A 16,835-nucleotide genomic window follows, 5' to 3' on the forward strand; every position below is an offset into this window, starting at 1 on the left:
AAACGAATGGCGTACGGTTACCGGGATAGCGAATTCTTTTTCATGAAGATCAAGAGCGTCTTTCCCGGTATTCCGTGAAGAACCTTTTTTGTTTGGGGCCGAGGCAGCTATCGCGAGCAAGCTCGCTCCTACAGGGGACGTGGGGCACATACTTAGCGCACCACGCCCAGCTCATGCTTGACCAGCGCCAGCAGCTTGCCGGTGTCGATCGGCTTGAGCAGGAAATCCACCACGCTCAGGTGCATGGCCGCGATGGCGTCACGCACATCGGCATCCCCGGAAATGATAATGATCGGCAGCGCCGCCCGCTCCGATTCGCGCACCTGGCGGATCAGGTCCAGGCCGTTGCAGGGGGCCATGCGCAGATCGGTGATCAGCAGTCCGATCGATTTGTTCGAGTTCAACAGTTCAAGTGCGGCCTTGCCACTGGCTGCGGTCATGCAGCGAATGCCATCCAGCCCCAGAATTTCCGACAGCAACTCACGGGCATCCTTGTCATCGTCGGCAATCAACACGCGCTGGGGCGGCAGATCAGGCTCGAGCATCACGGCGTTCAGCGCCTCGCGCTCGGCATCACTCAAAATATCGTGGTCGGACATGGCGTTCTCTACATATTCAAATCGATCCCCTAGCACAGTGGTCAGACATCGCTAAGCAGGCCTCCAATGTGCACTTCGTCGGATTTTTTTCCAAGAGGCCGGATAAGTACTTTTTTCACGGTTTTGACACCTGCTTGAAGCGAATTAACAGGTGCAGACCCGCTACCTAGACTTACGTCCAATGGGCACCCGGCAGCGTGGGACCGACCATGACCCAAGACCCGACCACAACAAATCCAAAAAGACTGCGGTAATGGTTATGAGTAAAGCGGATGCCTTCACCCAGGCAGGGAAAACCGCGGTGTTGCAGAACATCCACGGCACGATGCAGTTTCTCCAGCGGTTCCCCCCTTTCAATCAGATGGAAAACGCTCACCTGGCGTACCTGGTCGAGCAATGCCAACTGCGTTTCTACGGCCCCGGCGAGAGCATCATCAAGCCCGCCGACGGACCGGTCGAACACTTCTATATCGTCAAGCAGGGCCGGGTGGTCGGCGAGCGCCAGCACGCCCTCAAAGGCGGCACCGAAACCACCTTCGAGATCACCGCCGGCGAGTGTTTCCCCCTCGCCGCACTGCTGGGCGAGCGCGCCACCCGCACCGAACACCTGGCGGCCGAGGACACCTTCTGCCTGCAACTGAACAAGCCGGCCTTCATCAAGCTGTTCGCCCTCTGCGCGGTGTTTCGCGATTTCGCCCTGCGCGGCGTCAGCAGCCTGCTGGACCAGGTCAACCAGCAGGTCCAGCAAAAGGCCGTGGAAACCCTCGGCACCCAGTACTCCCTCAACACCCGGCTGGGCGAACTGGCGATGCGCCACCCGGTGACCTGCAGCCCATCCACCCCGCTGCGCGAAGCCGTGAGCCTGATGCACGAGCAGCAGGTCGGCAGCATTGTGGTGGTGGATGAACACAAGGCGCCGCTCGGCATCTTCACCCTGCGCGACCTGCGCCAGGTGGTGGCCGACGGCACCAGCGACTTCAACCAGGGCATCGAACGGCACATGACCCAGGCGCCGTTCGCCCTCTCGCCGGACCACAGTGCATTCGACGCCGCCATCGCCATGACCGAGCGGCACATCGCCCACGTCTGCCTGGTAAAAGAGCAGCGCCTGTGCGGCGTGGTTTCCGAGCGCGACCTGTTTTCCTTGCAGCGGGTCGACCTGGTGCACCTGGCGCGGACCATCCGCAACGCGCCACGCATCGACAACCTGGTGGCGATCCGCGGCGAGATCGGCCAGCTGGTGGAGCGCATGCTGGCCCATGGCGCGTCCTCGACCCAGATCACCCACATCATCACCCTGCTCAACGACCACACGGTGTGCCGGGTCATCGAACTGACCCTGGCCGACAAGGGCGACCCGGGCGTGCCGTTCAGTTGGCTGTGTTTCGGCAGCGAAGGCCGGCGCGAGCAGACCCTGCACACCGACCAGGACAACGGCATCCTGTTCGAAGCCCGCGATGCGGCCCATGCGGCACAGATCCGCGGCAAGCTGCTGCCCCTGGCGCAGCAGATCAACCAGAGCCTGGCGCTGTGCGGCTTCACCCTGTGCAAGGGCAACATCATGGCCGGCAACCCCGAGCTGTGCCTGTCCCGCGCCGAGTGGGCACGGCGCTTCGCCGCCTTCATCCGGGAGGCCACGCCGGAGAACCTGCTGGGTTCGAGCATCTATTTCGACCTGCGGGTAGTCTGGGGCGACGAGCAAGGCTGTGCCCAACTGCGCCGTGGCATCCTCGACCAGGTCGGCGACAACCGCCTGTTCCAGCGCATGATGGCCGAGAACGCGCTGCGCCAGCGCCCGCCGGTAGGGCGTTTCCGTGAATTCGTCCTGGCCAGGAAGAACGGCGAAAAAGCCACCCTCGACCTCAAGGTCCAGGGCCTCACCCCCTTCGTCGACGGTGCCCGCCTGCTGGCCCTGGCCAATGGCATCGACGCCAACAACACCCTGGAGCGCTTGCGCCAGCTGGTGGCCAGGGAAGTCATCGAAACCCTCGACGGCGCCGCATATGAAGAGGCCTATCACTTCATCCAGCAGACCCGCATGCAACAGCACCAATTGCAGACCCGGCAGAACCTGCCCTACTCCAACCGCGTCGACCCGGACAGCCTCAACCACCTGGACCGGCGCATCCTGCGCGAGTCGCTGCGCCAGGCCCAGCGCCTGCAAAGCAGCCTGGCGCTGAGGTACCAGCTATGAGCCTGTTCGCCTGGTTGCGCCCGGCCAGCGCGGCACTCAGCGCCGAACAGCAACAACGCCGCGAGCGCCTGCCTGTTGCCCCACCGCTGGGCGAATGCAGCCTGCGCGAACAGCGCTGGGTGGTGCTGGACCTGGAAACCACCGGGCTCAACCTCAACCGCGACCAGGTGTTGTCCATTGGTGCGGTGGTGATCGAAGACGGCGCCATCGACTTCGGCCAGCAGTTCGAACGCACCTTGCAGCGTACCGATCACAAGCTCAGCCCCAGCGTGCTGATTCACGGCCTCGGCCCGAGTGCGATCGCCGCGGGCAGCGACCCGGTGGAGGCCTTGCTGGATTTCATGGAGTTCGTCGGCGACAGCCCGCTGCTGGCCTTCCATGCGCCGTTCGACCAGCACATGCTCGGCCGGGCCCTGAAGGACAGCCTGGGTTATCGCCTGCAGCATCCGTTCCTCGACGTCGCCGAAATGGCCCCGCTGCTCTGCCCCCAGGCGCATATCCGCGAAGCCGGGCTGGATGACTGGATGGGTTACTTCAAGCTGCAGGCCGGCGAACGCCACCATGCCGCCGCCGACGCCCTGGCCACCGCCGAACTGGCGCTGATCCTGTTCAGCCGCGCCCGCCAGCAGCAGATCCACAGCCCGCTGAACCTGCAACAGCGGCTCAGCCAATGGAAGCGCCGGCAGCAAACCCACTCCTTCTGATCTGTAGCCGCTGCCGAGCGCCAGCGAGGCTGCGATCGAGCGCGTAGCGCTCGCCATCCAGACAGCGCGTTCCGCCTGACAGACTGCAAACTCAGGCTTTGCGGCCACTACGTCGGAATGCCGCCCAGACCGATCGCAGCCTCGCTGGCGCTCGGCAGCGGCTACAGGGATCCGATAAATCGCAGCCGACCAGCGCCCATTGCGCGGCTCTTTGCGCCCTGCCACAATCGCGAATAATTCTCGTTAGTTTCAACTTCTCGATTGGGATACCCAGGTGTCGTCAGCCCAAAGCCCCCACAGTGACCTCGTTGGCGCGTTGTATCGCGACCATCGCGGCTGGCTGCTGGCCTGGCTGCGACGCAATGTGGCCTGCCCGCAACGGGCCGAGGACCTGAGCCAGGACACCTTCGTCCGCCTGCTGGGCCGCGACGAACTGAAAGCCCCGCGCGAGCCGCGGGCGTTCCTGGTGGCCATCGCCAAGGGCCTGCTGTTCGACTACTTCCGCCGCGCCGCGCTGGAACAGGCCTACCTCACCGAACTGATGCTGATCCCGGAAGAGGAACAACCCTCCCCGGAAGAACAGCAGTTGATCCTCGAAGACCTCAAGGCCATCGACCGCCTGCTGGGCAAGCTGTCGAGCAAGGCTCGCGCCGCCTTCCTCTATAACCGCCTCGACGGCCTCGGCCACGCGGAAATCGCCGAACGCCTCGGTGTGTCCGTGCCGCGGGTCAGGCAGTACCTGGCCCAGGGCATTCGCCAGTGCTACATCGCCCTGTACGGTGAGCCGCTATGAGCCCGCTCAATGCCAAGCCGGTGTCCGCCCGGGTGCTGGACGCGGCGATTGCCTGGCAGCTGTCGCTGGACTCCGGCGAAGGCAACCCGATGGCCCGCGAAGAATTCGCCAAATGGCATGCCGCCGATGAAGAACACGCCCGCGCCTGGCGCCAGCTGGGCATGCTCGACCAGCGTTTCAGCGTCGCCAGCGGCCCGGCCCGCAGCGCCCTGCTGCAATCGAGGGACAGCCTCCGTCGCCGCGTGCGCAAACTCGGCAGCGGGCTGGCCAGCATCGCCCTGCTGCTGGGCCTGGCCCTGTTCGCCGGCGAACGTTACGACCAGCTGGATTACTGGTTCGCCGACCAGCGCACCGCCACCGGCGAACAACGCACCCTGCGCCTGGCCGACGGCACGCTGATCAACCTCAATACCCACAGCGCCGTGGATGTGCGTTTCGACGAAAAACAGCGGCGCATCGTGTTGCAGGCAGGCGAGATCCTGGTCGAGACCGGCCACAACGACGCCCGGCCCTTTATCGTCGAGACCCGCGAAGGCCATATGCGCGCGCTGGGTACACGGTTCCTGGTCAAGCGCGAGGAACAGGGCACCCGCCTGAGCGTGCTGCAATCGGCCGTGGCCGCGCGGCCGGAGTCCGGCCAGGACGAACAGATCCTCAAGGAGGGCCAGCAGGTGCTGATGCGCCGCGACGGCCTCGGCCCGCTGCTGGCCCTGAGCCCCGGTGCCGACGCCTGGACCCGCGGCATGCTGGTGGTGGACAACGCGCGCCTGGCGGACCTGGTCAGCGAGCTGGGGCGCTACCGCCGTGGCCATCTGGGAGTGGCCGACGAGGTGGCCGACCTGCGCATCACCGGCAGCTTCCCGCTGCACGACACCGACCTGGCCCTGAGCGCGCTGCTGCCCACCCTGCCCGTGGCCATCGAGCGGCACACACCCTGGTGGGTCACCCTGGTGGCGCGGGCCGAGGGTAGAGACAAACCATAACCCTGCGGTGTCGGTACGGTTTTTATCGCGAGCAAGCTCGCTCCTACAGGGTGGCGCCGTTCCTGTAGGAGCGAGCTTGCTCGCGAAAACGCCTGCTGACGCCGCCTGCCCAACCTGAAATACCCCCCTTATTTTCGTAAATCGAAATTATTTTCAATCCGCCCTATCACTTTTTGAATCTCGTCCGGCACATAGGCAATTGAGAAATGTTTCCATCCAGGAGCCGCCGTATGTCCCGCTCGCTAGACACCCTGTTGCGCCCCAGCCTGTTGGCCGTGGCCATTGCCCTCTGCGCCCCGCTGGCCAGCACCCCGCTGATCGCCGCCGAACAGGCGTCCGGCGTGCGCGCCTACAACCTGCCGGCCGCGCCCCTGGCCAGTACCCTGAACCAGATCGCCAGCCAGGCCGGCCTGGCCCTGAGCCTCAACCCGAGCCTGGCCGCCGGCAAGACCTCGGCCCCGGTCAAGGGCCAGTTCGATGCCGCCGGCGCCTTGCGCGAGGCCCTGCGCGGCACCGGCCTGCAACTGGAACAAAGCAGCGCCGGCACCTACAGCCTGGTGGCGATTCCCGACAGTGTGGTGGCCCTGCCGGAAACCAGCATCACTGGCCAGCAGGCTTATGAGAGTGCCTGGGGGCCGGTGGACGGTTACCTCGCCACGCGCACCGCCGCCGGCACCAAGACCGACACCTCGCTGGTTGAAGCGCCGCGTTCGATTTCCGTCGCCACCCGCCAGCAGATGGAAGACCGCAACGTGCAGAACCTGGATGATGCCGTGCGCTACATGCCCGGTATCGTTTCCGCCAGCTACGGCAGCGACACCCGCTATGACTGGATGCGCGTGCGCGGTTTCGAGCCCACCCAGTTCCTCGACGGCCTGCCACTGCCCCGCGGCGTGTATGCCAACCCGAAAGCCGAAACCTGGAACCTCGACCGCCTGGCCCTGCTGCGCGGCCCGGCCTCGTCGGTCTACGGCCAGACCCCGCCGGGCGGCCTGCTGGACATGGTCAGCCGGCGCCCCAGCGCTGAATCGAGCCATGCCATCCAGTTGCAGTACGGCAGTGACAACTACCGCCAGATCAACTTCGCCAGCACCGGCAAGATCGACGACGAAGGCCAGTTCCTCTACGGCCTCAGCGGCGTGGTGCGAGACGCCGGTACGCAGGTCGACCACATCGACAACAAGCGCTACAACATCGCCCCCAGCCTGACCTGGAACATCGACACCGACACCAGGCTGACCCTGCTCTCGCAGTTCACCCGCGACGATACCGGCGCGACCAGCCAGTTCATGCCGATCCAGGGCACCAAGATCAAGTCGCCACTGGGCGACGTCTCCCATCACAAGAACCTCGGCGACCCGGACTACGAGTTCTACGACCGCACCTACTACGCCCTGGGCTACGCCTTCGAGCACCGCTTCAACGATGTCTGGCAGTTCCGCCAGAACCTGCGCTATACCAAATCGGAGCTGTCCTTCCAGCAGCTGACCGTGGGTTCCTACGCCTACTCCCCGGCCGATGCGGCAGGCAATATCAGCCGTACCTCGACCAACGTGGACGAGGACATCAGCCAGTTCGCCGTCGACAATAACTTCCAGGCCGACTTCGCCACCGGCGACATCACCCACACCCTGCTGATCGGCCTGGATCACCAACGCACCGACACCTCCTATCTGTCGATTTACGGTGACGGCGGGACCACCAACATCTTCAACCCGGTCTATGGCAAGCCGATCGTGCGCCCGGCGCGCTCCAGCGCCTACTACGACTACAACCAGAAAACCGTGCAGACCGGCCTCTACGTGCAGGACCAGATGGCCCTGGACCAATGGCGCCTGACCCTGGGCGGTCGTGAAGACTGGGTGCACCAGGGCACCACTTATTTCAACAAGAACGACGTGACCAACACCGACCGCAGCAAGAACTTCAGCGGCAACGCGGCGCTGAGCTATGTGTTCGACTCGGGACTGGTGCCGTACCTCTCCTACGCCGAATCGTTCCAGCCAGCCAGCAACGCCAGCGTCTCCCCCACCGAGTCGTATAAACCCACCGAGGGCAAGCAATGGGAGCTGGGCATCAAGTACCAGCCACCTGGTTCGAACACCCTGCTGAGCGCGGCGGTCTACGACCTGACGCAGAAAAACGTGCTGGTGACCAGCATCGGTGCCGGTGGCGAGTCGGTGACCAACCAGACCGGCGAAGTGAAGGTCAAAGGCCTGGAGCTGGAAGCGGTGTCCGACGTGACCGACAACCTCAAGGTCATCGCCGCCTACACCCTGGCCAAGTCCGAGGTGCAAAAAGGCATCTATAAAGGCAACCGCCTGCAACTGATGCCAAACCAGCAAGCCTCGCTGTGGACCGACTACACCTGGCACAGCGGCGTGCTCGACGGTTTCGGCATTGGCGCCGGCGCCCGCTACACCGGCAATACCTATGGCGACCAGGCCAATACCTGGCTGGGCAAGGCCAATGCCTACACGGTGTTCGATGCCGCCGTGCATTACGACCTGGGCCGCCTGGACAGCAGCCTCAAAGGCGCGTCGCTGAAACTCAACGCCACCAACCTGTTCGACAAGGACTACCTGTCCACCTGCGATGGTTCCTACTGCTATTTCGGCGATCAGCGTAGCGTGGTCGCCAGTGCCACCTACCAGTGGTAATCGGCTGAGTTAACCACCGGGCCGTCCTGCCAAGGACGGCTTTGCTGTGTCTGAAGGCTAAGAAATGAAAAGCAAAACCATCCGCCGCTGGTCGTTTATCCACACCTGGAGCAGCCTGGTCTGCACGGTGTTCCTGCTGCTGCTGGCCCTGACCGGCCTGCCGCTGATCTTTCACCACGAGATCGACCACCTGCTGGGCGACGCACCGCAGTTGCGGGAAATGCCCGCCGACACCCCGCAGCTGGACCTGCAGCAGCTGGTGCGCGCCGCCGAGGCCCATCGCCCGGGCGAGGTCATGCAGTATTTCGGCTGGGACGAGGAAGACCCCAACGGCGTGCTCACCATCATGGCCAGGACCGCCGGCACCGAGCCCAACTCGTCCCATACCTTCATGCTCGACGCCCGCACCGGCGAAGCCGTGGAAACGCCCTCGGCCAACGGTGGGCTGATGATGTTCATCCTGCGCCTGCACGTGGACCTGTTCGCCGGCCTGCCGGGCAAGCTGCTGCTGGCGTTCATGGGGCTGCTGTTCGTGCTGGCGATCGTCTCCGGCGTGGTGCTGTACCTGCCGTTCATGCGCCGGCTGGCATTCGCCACGGTGCGCCAGGACAAATCCACCCGCCTGCGCTGGCTGGACCTGCATAACCTGATCGGCGTGGTGACCCTGACCTGGGCCCTGGTGGTCGGCGTCACCGGGGTGATCAGCGCCTGCGCCGACCTGCTGATCGCCGCCTGGCGCAACGACAGCCTCAGCGCGATGATCGAGCCGTACCGCGATGCGCCGCCACTGACCCAACTGGCCCCGGCCAGCCGCCTGCTGGAGATCGCCAAGGAGGTGGCGCCGGGCATGCAGCCGGACTTCATCGCCTTCCCCGGCACGCGCTTTTCCAGCGAGCACCACTACGCGGTGTTCATGAAGGGCAGCACCCACCTGACCTCGCACCTGCTGACCCCGGTGCTGATCGACGCCAGCACCCTGGAGGTCACGGCGGTGGCCGAACGTCCCTGGTACATGGACGCCATGGGCATGTCGCAACCGCTGCACTTCGGCGACTACGGTGGCATGCCGATGAAGATCCTCTGGGCGACCCTGGATGGGCTGACCATCATTGTCCTGGGCAGCGGCCTGTACCTGTGGACAGTCCGCCGCCGCGCGGCCAGGCCGGCCTTGGGCGAACCCGCCGGGGTGGCGTCATGAGGCCGCGGCAATCGAACTTCTGGAAGGTCTTCGGCGCACCGCTGTTCATCGCCGTGCTCTGTGCCGCGGGGCTGTTCTCCGCGCTGCTCGGCGACGGCATCTGGGACGCCCTGAGCTGGCTCGGCCTGGGCGCTCCGGCCCTGATCGCCCTGCGGGGTTTGTTCAACCGCCCGCCTCCGGCCTGACCCCGGCGGCGGGGAAGCCGCACCACAGGTACAGCGACAGCCCCAGGCCGATCGCCAGCACCGGGATGAACACGCGGTTTTCCTGCTGCGCCTCGGCGGCGACCAGCACGCAGAACAGCGCCAGCCCCAGCAGCGGTACATAGCTTGCCGCCAGGCCCCAGCACCAGGGCCGGGTCAGCGGTTCGGGGCCGCGCAGGCTCAGCAGGGCACAGCCCAGGGCCGGCAGGGCCAGCGCCGGCAGCGCCCAGTACCAGGCCATGTAGGCGAACGCCATGATCAGCTCCGGCTCACCCTCGCCGTGGCGGCGAAACTCGAACTGCAAGGCCAGGTACACCGCCAGCGCGCCCAACAGGGTCAGGGCCAGGCTGTACAAGCCGTGTCGAAGATAGGACCTGCGCATTCATCACTCCTTGTCTGTGCTGCATGTCGCCTCTGTGGCCGGGGCCAGAGGCTGCGTTAAGATCCCCCGGGTTGCGAGCCTGCGCTCCACTTCCACCCGCGAGGAATATTCATGTCCACCCCCAGCATGACGCTGTTCCACAACCCGGCATCACCTTATGTGCGCAAAGTCATGGTGCTGCTGCACGAGACCGGCCAGCTGGACCGCGTGGCCCTGCACGCCAGCCAGTTGACCCCGGTGAATCCGGACGCCGCCCTCAACCAGGACAACCCGCTGGGCAAGATTCCCGCCCTGCGCCTGGCCGACGGCAACGTGCTGTACGACAGCCGGGTGATCCTCGACTACCTCGACCAGCAACACGTCGGTAACCCGCTGATCCCCCGCGAAGGTTCGGCCCGCTGGCGGCGCCTGACCCTGGCGGCCCTGGCCGACGGGATCATGGACGCCTCGGTGCTGATCCGTTACGAACTGGCCCTGCGCGCCCCCGAGAAACACTGGGAGCTGTGGCTCGACGGCCAGCGCGACAAGATCCGCCGCGCCCTGGCCGTGCTCGAGGCCGATGCGATCGCCGAACTGGCCAGCCACTTCGACGTCGCCGCCATCGGCGTTGCCTGTGCCCTGGGTTACCTCGACTTCCGCCACCCCGACCTGCAGTGGCGCGATGCCCAGCCCCAACTGGCGGCCTGGTACGCCGAGGTCAGTCAACGCCCTTCGATGCTGGCGACCCAGCCGCCGGCTTGAAGCCTCCGGGTGCGACCATCACCTGAAGCAGGGTACTGGCCGGGCCGGCCCTATCGCGAGCAAGCTCGCTCCTACAGGTTTCGCGGCGCCCTATGTAGGAGCGAGCTTGCTCGCGATGGTCGCCCCACGGTGCTTCAGGCAACAACCCGACTATCCATGCCAACAAGGCCTCTGCTTGCTGCTGGTCCTCGCGCAAGCCCAACGACCTACTCATGGGCCACCTGCGCTTCGAACGTCAGCGGCTGGGCCGGTTTGGCCTGGCCTACGCCGTACCAGTCGAGCTTGCGGGTCAGCACCATGAACACACCCAGCAGGCCGAACAACAGCAGCGAACCCATCAGCAGTGCGTAATCCTCGGCGCTGAGCAAGCCGTACAACAGGCCATACAAGGCAGCCAGGCTGGCGGCGAAACTCAGGCCATGGCCCAGGCTGCGCAACACATGGCAGACGTAGAAACCGATCAGCGTCACGCAGGCACCGGCCGACAGCAGGTAGGCCAGGGCAAAACCGATGTGCTCCGAGAGCGACAGCAGCAACAGATAGAAGAACGCCAGGGCCACGCCCACCAGGGCGTACTGCACCGGGTGCACCGCCAGGCTCTTGAGCACCTCGAAGAGGAAGAAGCCGGCAAAGGTCAGGGCGATGAACAACAGCGCGTATTTGATCGCCCGGTCGCTCTTGAGGTACTGGTCCACCGGATCGATGAAGCTCACGCCGAAGGAGCGGTTCTTGAACTCCTTGCACTGTCCGCTGGCCAGGCAATTGATCAAGGCGCTTTCCAGGTTGGTGGAGAAGAACGAGGTCTGCCAGTTGGCGGCGAAACCCAGGTCGGAAATCTCCCGCTGCGCCGGCAGGTAGTTGCCGATAAAGCTCGGATGAGGCCAGTCGGCACGCAGGCGTACCTTGCTGGTCTTGCCCACCGGCAGCACTTGCAACTGGCCGGTGCCTTGCAATTGCAGGTCGAAGGCGAAATCCAGGTCGGTGCTGCGCTTGCCGTCCAGCAGCGGCAGGTTGACGTGTACCCCCTCCCCCAGCCAGTCAACCCGGGTGCCGGGCGCGAAAGGCAGGTTCTGCCCGTTCAGCTCGAGGGCCAGCGCCTGCTCGATGCCGCGAATGTCGCTGATGCCCACGGCGAGAAACGGCTGCTCGAACTTGTAGTCGGCGAAGTCTTCCTTGATCCCCAATTGCTCGGGCAGCGCAAACTGCCCGCTGATGCGGTTGTTCGCATGGAACAGCCGGGCCTGGTAGATCCCCCGGGCGCGCAACTCGGTCCGCACCTGGCCATCGAGTTCGAAGTGCTCCGGCAGGAAATACAGCTGCCCGCTCCTCTCACCCTGTTCCTGGTAACGCGTGTTGGTCTTCTCGTTGGTTTTCCAGGTGCGCACCACCTTGCGATAAGGCACCACCAGCAGCGGGCCGCTCAGTTGCTGGCTGTAGCTGGAGCTGCGGGCGATATCGGTCAGCACACCGTCGCGCAGTTCCTGGCGCTCCTGGATCAGCCCGTCGATCATCAACAACGGCACCAGCAGCCCCAGGATCAAAAGGGCGATCGCCCCCAGCTTTATGGTCAGATTGCGGTTCATGGAGTCTCTCCCTGTTCGAATGAGGGAGAGTCTGGGCAGCCCATGTGGGGGTTTTATGGGGGGAGTGTGGAGAGTGTGTGGAGATTGGCTTTGTGGGAGGCAGCCGGTGCGTTTTTCCAGGTAAATCGCGGATTCAGGGTCTGCGGTCGCTACGTCGGAATGCCGCCCAAACCGATCGCAGCCTCGCGGGCTCGGCAGCGGCTACATGGACTGCGTGTACCCTGTAGCCGCTGCCGAAGGCTGCGATCGGGGGCGTAGCACCCGCAACCGGCGCACCCGGTGAATCAGGCGGGAAACACTAGGCTGACTTCAACGCCGCCTTCCACATTGCCGATCTGCATCTGGCCGCCATGCAGTTGCACCACTTCTTCGACGAAGTTCAGCCCCAGGCCGGTGCTTTTACGCCCGCTGTCAGGCCGTGGCAGGGAATAGAAACGTTCGGTCAGGCGCGCCAGGGCATAATCCGGGATGGGCTCGGCCTGGTTGAACAGGCTGAACCGCACCTGGTCGCCCGCTCTGCTGGCGCTCAAGCGCAGCACGCCACCGGCGGGGGTGAAATCCAGGGCGTTTTCCAGCAGGTTGCCCAGGGCCTGGCGCAACAGGAACGCTTCGCCCGACAGCTTCAGCCCCGGCTCGATGCGCTGTTCGACCTGCAAGCCCTTGCCCTCGATCCGCGCCTTCTGGCTGTCCAGCACCTGGTTCGCCAGGTCCGCCAGCGGCACCGCCTCGCGCTCTTCCAGGCCGTGGCGCTGTTCGACCTGCGCCAGGTTCAGCAAGCGCTCGATCAGGTGCTGCATGCGCGCGCTTTCGCTGTCGATGTTGCTGACGAAACGGGCGCGCTGTTCGCCGGGCATTTCGCTCTGCAACAGCTCCGCCGCCCCGCGAATCGCCGCCAGCGGGCTTTTCAGCTCGTGGGTCAGGGTGTGCACGTAACGCTCGACATAAGCCTTGCCCTCCAGTTGGGTGCGCATGTGCTCCACCGCCGTGGCCAGTTGTTCCAGCTCGCCGCCACGGTAGTGCGGCAGCTCGGCGCGGCGACCCTCGCTGACCGCCTGGGCATAACCGGTCAGGCGGCGCAGGGCGACGCTCAGCCACCAGGACAGCAAGGCGCCGAACAACAGGCCGAGGCCGATCAGGCCGGCGCCGTACCACAGCAGGCGGCGCTCGGTGCGGTCGACGTAGGGCTGCAGGGAACTGTTGGGCTTGGCCACGGTGACCACGCCGATGATCCGGCCGTTGTCGCGAATCGGCGCGCCGACATGCATCACCGAGGAGTTCGGGTCATCGGCCACGCTGCGCGAGGAACGCGCGCCGTATTGGCCGCGCAGGGTCAGATACACGTCGTTCCAGCGCGAATAATCCTGGCCGACCGCCAGGCCGCTGGAGTCCAGCACCACCTTGCCCTCGGCGTCGGTGACGTAGATGCGGTGGTTAACCTGGTTCTTCGGCAGGCCCCAGATGGTCGCCGCCGGCTGCCGCTCGCCATAGGCCTTGAGCAGTTCCGGCCAGCGGTTCTCGCTGAGGGTGCCGGCCTTGAAATCGTCACGCAGGATTTCCGCCAGCAGGTTGGCGGTGTCCACCAGGGTTTCCTCGGTGGACTGGCGTACGCCCGGGCGGATTTCTTCCATCACCGTGCTGAGCACGAAATAGCCGGTCAGGCCGACGAACAACACGTAGACCAGGAAAATCCGGATTCCCAACGGCATCAGCTGTGCCCCGGGCTGTAGCTGTAACCCAGGCCGCGATGGGTCTGGATCGGCTCGGCGTCGGCCGCCACCAGGCGCAGCTTGGCCCGCAGGCTCTTGATATGGCTATCGATGCTGCGCTCGTAGCCGGCATCCGCCGCCACCCCCAGGGCGTCGAGCAACTGCTCGCGGCTGAACACCCGCTCGGGTTGCTCCAGCAGGCAATGCAGCAGGCGGAATTCGTGGCGGGTCAGGCTCAGCAACTGGCCGCGGTAGCTGATCTGGAACTTGTCGGTATCGACCTGGAACGGCGTAGCCGGCGCCTCGACCACCATCCGCGGCGCCATGCGCTTGAGGATGGCCTTGACCCTTGCGGCGACCTCGCGCGGGCTGAAGGGCTTGACCACATAATCGTCGGCGCCGATTTCCAGGCCCACCACCCGGTCGATTTCACCGTCCCGGGCACTGAGGAACATCACCGGCACCTCGCTGAAGCGCCGCAACTGCTTGCAGGTTTCGAAGCCGCTGATGTCCGGCAGGCCGATGTCGAGGATCAGCAGGTCCGCCGGCGTATGCCGCTGATAGTCCAGCGCCGCCTGCCCGAGATTCAGCCAGGTGGTGCTGAACCCTTCACCCTGCAGGGCAAAAATCAGCGTATCGGCAATCGCCGCTTCGTCTTCGACAATCAGGATATGAGGCATGGCATCCAAGCACGGGAAGTAAGTGCCAGAACGGTGCCGGATGCCTCATGCGCCGTCAATCAGGTCTGATCAGCAGTCGGGTTTGTCGGCGGTGTAACGCCGGGCCGGGTTCACCGCCGCACCGAACTCGCGCAGGGCCTTGGCGCCGATCAGCAGCGGGTAGTTGAAGCTGCTGCGGTCGGTCAGGTTGACTTCGACGGTGCGCTTGACGTTGCCCAGGCACATTTCCAGGTCGACCACCGGACGCTTGGCCACCTGGGCCTCTTCCTTGTCTTCGTCTTCATCGGCGCGGTTCTTGATCTTGCTGATCCGCGCCACCTTGTGTTCGTAGACCTTGCCGTCGGCATCCTTGGTCGCCAGGCGGAAGCGCACCCATTCCTCGCCATCGCGGGTAAAGGTCTCGATATCCTTGGCCGACAGCGAGGCGGTCAGGGCGCCGGTGTCCATCTTGGCCTTGAGGGTTTCGCCGATTTCCGGCAGTTGAATGTATTCGTAGCGCCCGTAGAGGGTCGGCTCGGCGGCCATGACCGGCAGCGCCAGCAGGGACAGGAGTGCAAGGACGGATTTCACGTGAGCAGGTTCCTTGGGAAGTGGGCAGCAGGATTTTAGACCGTGGCCGGGCAATTGGTTCGCCAGCGTGTGGACAATGCTTCTGTAGGAGCGAGTGGCGGCGATCCGACTTGCCTGCGATGCAGACGCCGCGCGCTGTCTGAACCGACGCCATCGCGGGCAAGCCTCGCTCCTACAGTACGGGGGCGGTCATTTCGGTTGAGTGCACCATACCCTTACAGAAGTGAAACATTCGTCAGCACATCAGGATTTGGCCTGCCTGGCGAAGGTGCTTATCATGGCGCGCCCAAACGCTTGCAAGAGTTCCTTATGCGCCGCCTGCTCACCGGCTGTTTCGTCACCCTGCTGCTGTTGCTCAACACCCTGGTCCTGTTCGGGCCGCTGGTGGTGTTCGCCCTGCTCAAGCTGGTCCTGCCAGGGCGCCTGCGCGACTACGCGTCGAAGGCGGTGATGTGGATTGCCGAAACCTGGGCCGAAATCGACAAGCTGATCTTCGCCCTGTGCATTCCCACCCAGTGGGATATCCGTGGCGGCGACGACCTGCGGGGCGACACTTCTTACCTGGTGATCAGCAACCACCAGTCCTGGGTCGACATCCCGGCGCTGATCCAGACCCTCAACCGCCGTACCCCCTTCTTCAAGTTCTTCCTGAAAAAAGAACTGATCTGGGTGCCCTTCCTCGGCCTCGCCTGGTGGGCCCTGGATTACCCCTTCATGAAGCGCTACAGCAAGGCCTTCCTGGCCAAGAACCCGGAGCTGCAAGGCAAGGACCTGGAAATCACCAAGGCCGCCTGCGAGCTGTTCAAGCGCCAGCCGGTCACCGTGGTCAACTACCTGGAAGGCACCCGCTTTACGCCGGCCAAGCGCGAGCAGCAACAATCCCCCTTCAAGCAACTGCTCAAGCCGAAGGCCGGCGGCGTGGCATTCGTCCTGGCGGCCATGGGCGAACAGCTCGACGCCATCCTCGATGTGACGGTGGTCTATCCGCAGCAGAAGATTCCCGGTTTCTGGGACCTGATCAGCGGCAACGTGCCGCGGGTGATCGTCGATATCCAGACCCGTGAGCTGGATCCGGCGTTGTGGCAGGGGGATTACGAAAACGATCCGGCGTTTCGCCAGACCGTCCAGAACTGGGTCAACCAGCTCTGGACCGAGAAGGACCAGCGCATCGACGCCTTGCGCGCCGAGCGCGGTTGATCAACTGCCGCTGCCGACGCCCCAGATCCCGCCCAGGCTGTTGAGCAGCGAACCGCCCACGCCCTGCTGACCCAGGAACTGCAGGAGCACCGGGGCGAACTGGCCGATCATGCCGCTGTCCATGCCCAGGGCGCTGAACGCGCTGTTCAGGTCATTGGTGTTCTGCACGTTACCCAGCGCACTCTCCAGGCCGGCGGTCTTGCTGCCACCGCTCTGCCCCAGCAGGCCACTCAAGGCGCCCAGGCTGCCCAGCGCGTTGCCGCCCGAGAGCTTGTCCAGCCCCGGAACGCTTTTGCTCAGTTGCGAGTAGTCAGTGCTGCTCAGCTGATTCTTCGCCAGGCCCAGCATCGCACCGGTACCGCCGATGGCCTGCTCCGGCGTGACATCCAGTTGCGAAAGGGCACTGAGCAGATTGGCGGTCTGCGAGGTTGGAGCGGCAGCGGTAGCCTTGTCGCCACCCTGCATGCTGGACACCGCATTGGCGGCATCGCTCAGGCTGAAGCCTGCGGCAAAAACCGGGCTGGCACCCAGGGTCAGCAACGTAGCCAGTGCAACACTGCGGGAAATTTTCATCGAGACAACCTCTTGAACCAGAAATACATCGTGACAACGGCGGGAAAACTGCGGATTTGACCGGGAAAA

16 protein-coding genes are annotated in these 16,835 nt (G+C 64.7%); 9 read left to right on the forward strand and 7 right to left on the reverse strand.

What is annotated here, in order from left to right; genetic code table 11:
- Positions 1–152 precede the first annotated feature (152 nt).
- Positions 153–599: a response regulator gene (locus PVZ78_RS30425; protein WP_009045922.1), complete on the reverse strand. Its 447-nt coding sequence runs from the start codon at positions 597–599 to the stop codon at positions 153–155.
- 253 nt (positions 600–852) lie between these two features.
- Here PVZ78_RS30425 and PVZ78_RS30430 point away from each other — a divergent pair, with 253 nt between their 5' ends.
- From PVZ78_RS30430 to PVZ78_RS30460, 7 genes are all read left to right on the forward strand, one after another.
- Entirely contained in the window at positions 853–2,793 is a 1,941-nt protein-coding gene (locus PVZ78_RS30430) for a putative nucleotidyltransferase substrate binding domain-containing protein (protein ID WP_028684201.1), read from the forward strand.
- A complete protein-coding gene (locus tag PVZ78_RS30435; protein ID WP_009051206.1) occupies positions 2,790–3,497 on the forward strand; it encodes a 3'-5' exonuclease in 708 nt (235 codons plus the stop codon). The genes PVZ78_RS30430 and PVZ78_RS30435 overlap by 4 nt, the downstream gene beginning before the upstream one ends.
- A gap of 274 nt (positions 3,498–3,771) precedes the next feature.
- A complete protein-coding gene (locus PVZ78_RS30440; RefSeq protein ID WP_041984832.1) occupies positions 3,772–4,290 on the forward strand; it encodes an RNA polymerase sigma factor in 519 nt (172 codons plus the stop codon).
- Complete coding sequence (locus PVZ78_RS30445) at positions 4,287–5,273, forward strand: FecR domain-containing protein (RefSeq protein ID WP_273829755.1); 987 nt, start codon at positions 4,287–4,289, stop codon at positions 5,271–5,273. The genes PVZ78_RS30440 and PVZ78_RS30445 overlap by 4 nt, the downstream gene beginning before the upstream one ends.
- Before the next feature lie 230 nt (positions 5,274–5,503).
- Positions 5,504–7,933, forward strand: a complete 2,430-nt coding sequence (locus PVZ78_RS30450) for a TonB-dependent siderophore receptor (RefSeq protein WP_273829756.1) — start codon at positions 5,504–5,506, stop codon at positions 7,931–7,933.
- A 64-nt stretch (positions 7,934–7,997) separates the two neighbouring features.
- Entirely contained in the window at positions 7,998–9,131 is a 1,134-nt protein-coding gene (locus tag PVZ78_RS30455; protein WP_273829757.1) for a PepSY-associated TM helix domain-containing protein, read from the forward strand.
- Positions 9,128–9,316, forward strand: a complete 189-nt coding sequence (locus PVZ78_RS30460; RefSeq protein ID WP_009045929.1) for a hypothetical protein — start codon at positions 9,128–9,130, stop codon at positions 9,314–9,316. Before PVZ78_RS30455 ends, PVZ78_RS30460 begins: the two co-directional genes overlap by 4 nt.
- Here the strand turns inward: PVZ78_RS30460 and PVZ78_RS30465 are convergent.
- Complete coding sequence (locus tag PVZ78_RS30465; protein WP_273829758.1) at positions 9,294–9,716, reverse strand: hypothetical protein; 423 nt, start codon at positions 9,714–9,716, stop codon at positions 9,294–9,296. The two genes, PVZ78_RS30460 and PVZ78_RS30465, sit on opposite strands and share 23 nt — an antisense overlap.
- 111 nt (positions 9,717–9,827) lie before the next feature.
- On the opposite strand from PVZ78_RS30465, the gene PVZ78_RS30470 reads away from it, so the two are divergent.
- A complete protein-coding gene (locus PVZ78_RS30470; protein ID WP_016704092.1) occupies positions 9,828–10,457 on the forward strand; it encodes a glutathione S-transferase in 630 nt (209 codons plus the stop codon).
- Positions 10,458–10,663: 206 nt separating this feature from the next.
- Here PVZ78_RS30470 and creD read toward each other — a convergent pair whose 3' ends face one another.
- From creD to rloA2, 4 genes are all read right to left on the reverse strand, one after another.
- The gene (creD, locus tag PVZ78_RS30475; protein ID WP_009051213.1) at positions 10,664–12,040 is read right to left on the reverse strand and encodes a cell envelope integrity protein CreD; all 1,377 of its coding nucleotides are present in this window, start codon (positions 12,038–12,040) and stop codon (positions 10,664–10,666) included.
- 284 nt (positions 12,041–12,324) lie between these two features.
- Positions 12,325–13,746, reverse strand: a complete 1,422-nt coding sequence (gene creC / locus PVZ78_RS30480) for a two-component system sensor histidine kinase CreC (RefSeq protein ID WP_273829759.1) — start codon at positions 13,744–13,746, stop codon at positions 12,325–12,327.
- Entirely contained in the window at positions 13,746–14,426 is a 681-nt protein-coding gene (gene creB / locus PVZ78_RS30485; RefSeq protein ID WP_041984848.1) for a two-component system response regulator CreB, read from the reverse strand. The genes creC and creB overlap by 1 nt, the downstream gene beginning before the upstream one ends.
- Before the next feature lie 69 nt (positions 14,427–14,495).
- Entirely contained in the window at positions 14,496–14,996 is a 501-nt protein-coding gene (gene rloA2 / locus PVZ78_RS30490; RefSeq protein ID WP_007926027.1) for a retropepsin-like aspartic peptidase RloA2, read from the reverse strand.
- Positions 14,997–15,305: 309 nt separating this feature from the next.
- On the opposite strand from rloA2, the gene PVZ78_RS30495 reads away from it, so the two are divergent.
- Entirely contained in the window at positions 15,306–16,193 is an 888-nt protein-coding gene (locus tag PVZ78_RS30495) for an acyltransferase (RefSeq protein WP_110175314.1), read from the forward strand.
- On the opposite strand, the gene PVZ78_RS30500 is transcribed toward PVZ78_RS30495, so the two are convergent.
- Complete coding sequence (locus PVZ78_RS30500) at positions 16,194–16,766, reverse strand: DUF2780 domain-containing protein (protein ID WP_025807292.1); 573 nt, start codon at positions 16,764–16,766, stop codon at positions 16,194–16,196.
- Positions 16,767–16,835: the final 69 nt, after the last annotated feature.

The organism is Pseudomonas sp. SBT1-2, from assembly GCF_028640875.1.
GTDB lineage: Bacteria > Pseudomonadota > Gammaproteobacteria > Pseudomonadales > Pseudomonadaceae > Aquipseudomonas > Aquipseudomonas chlororaphis_I.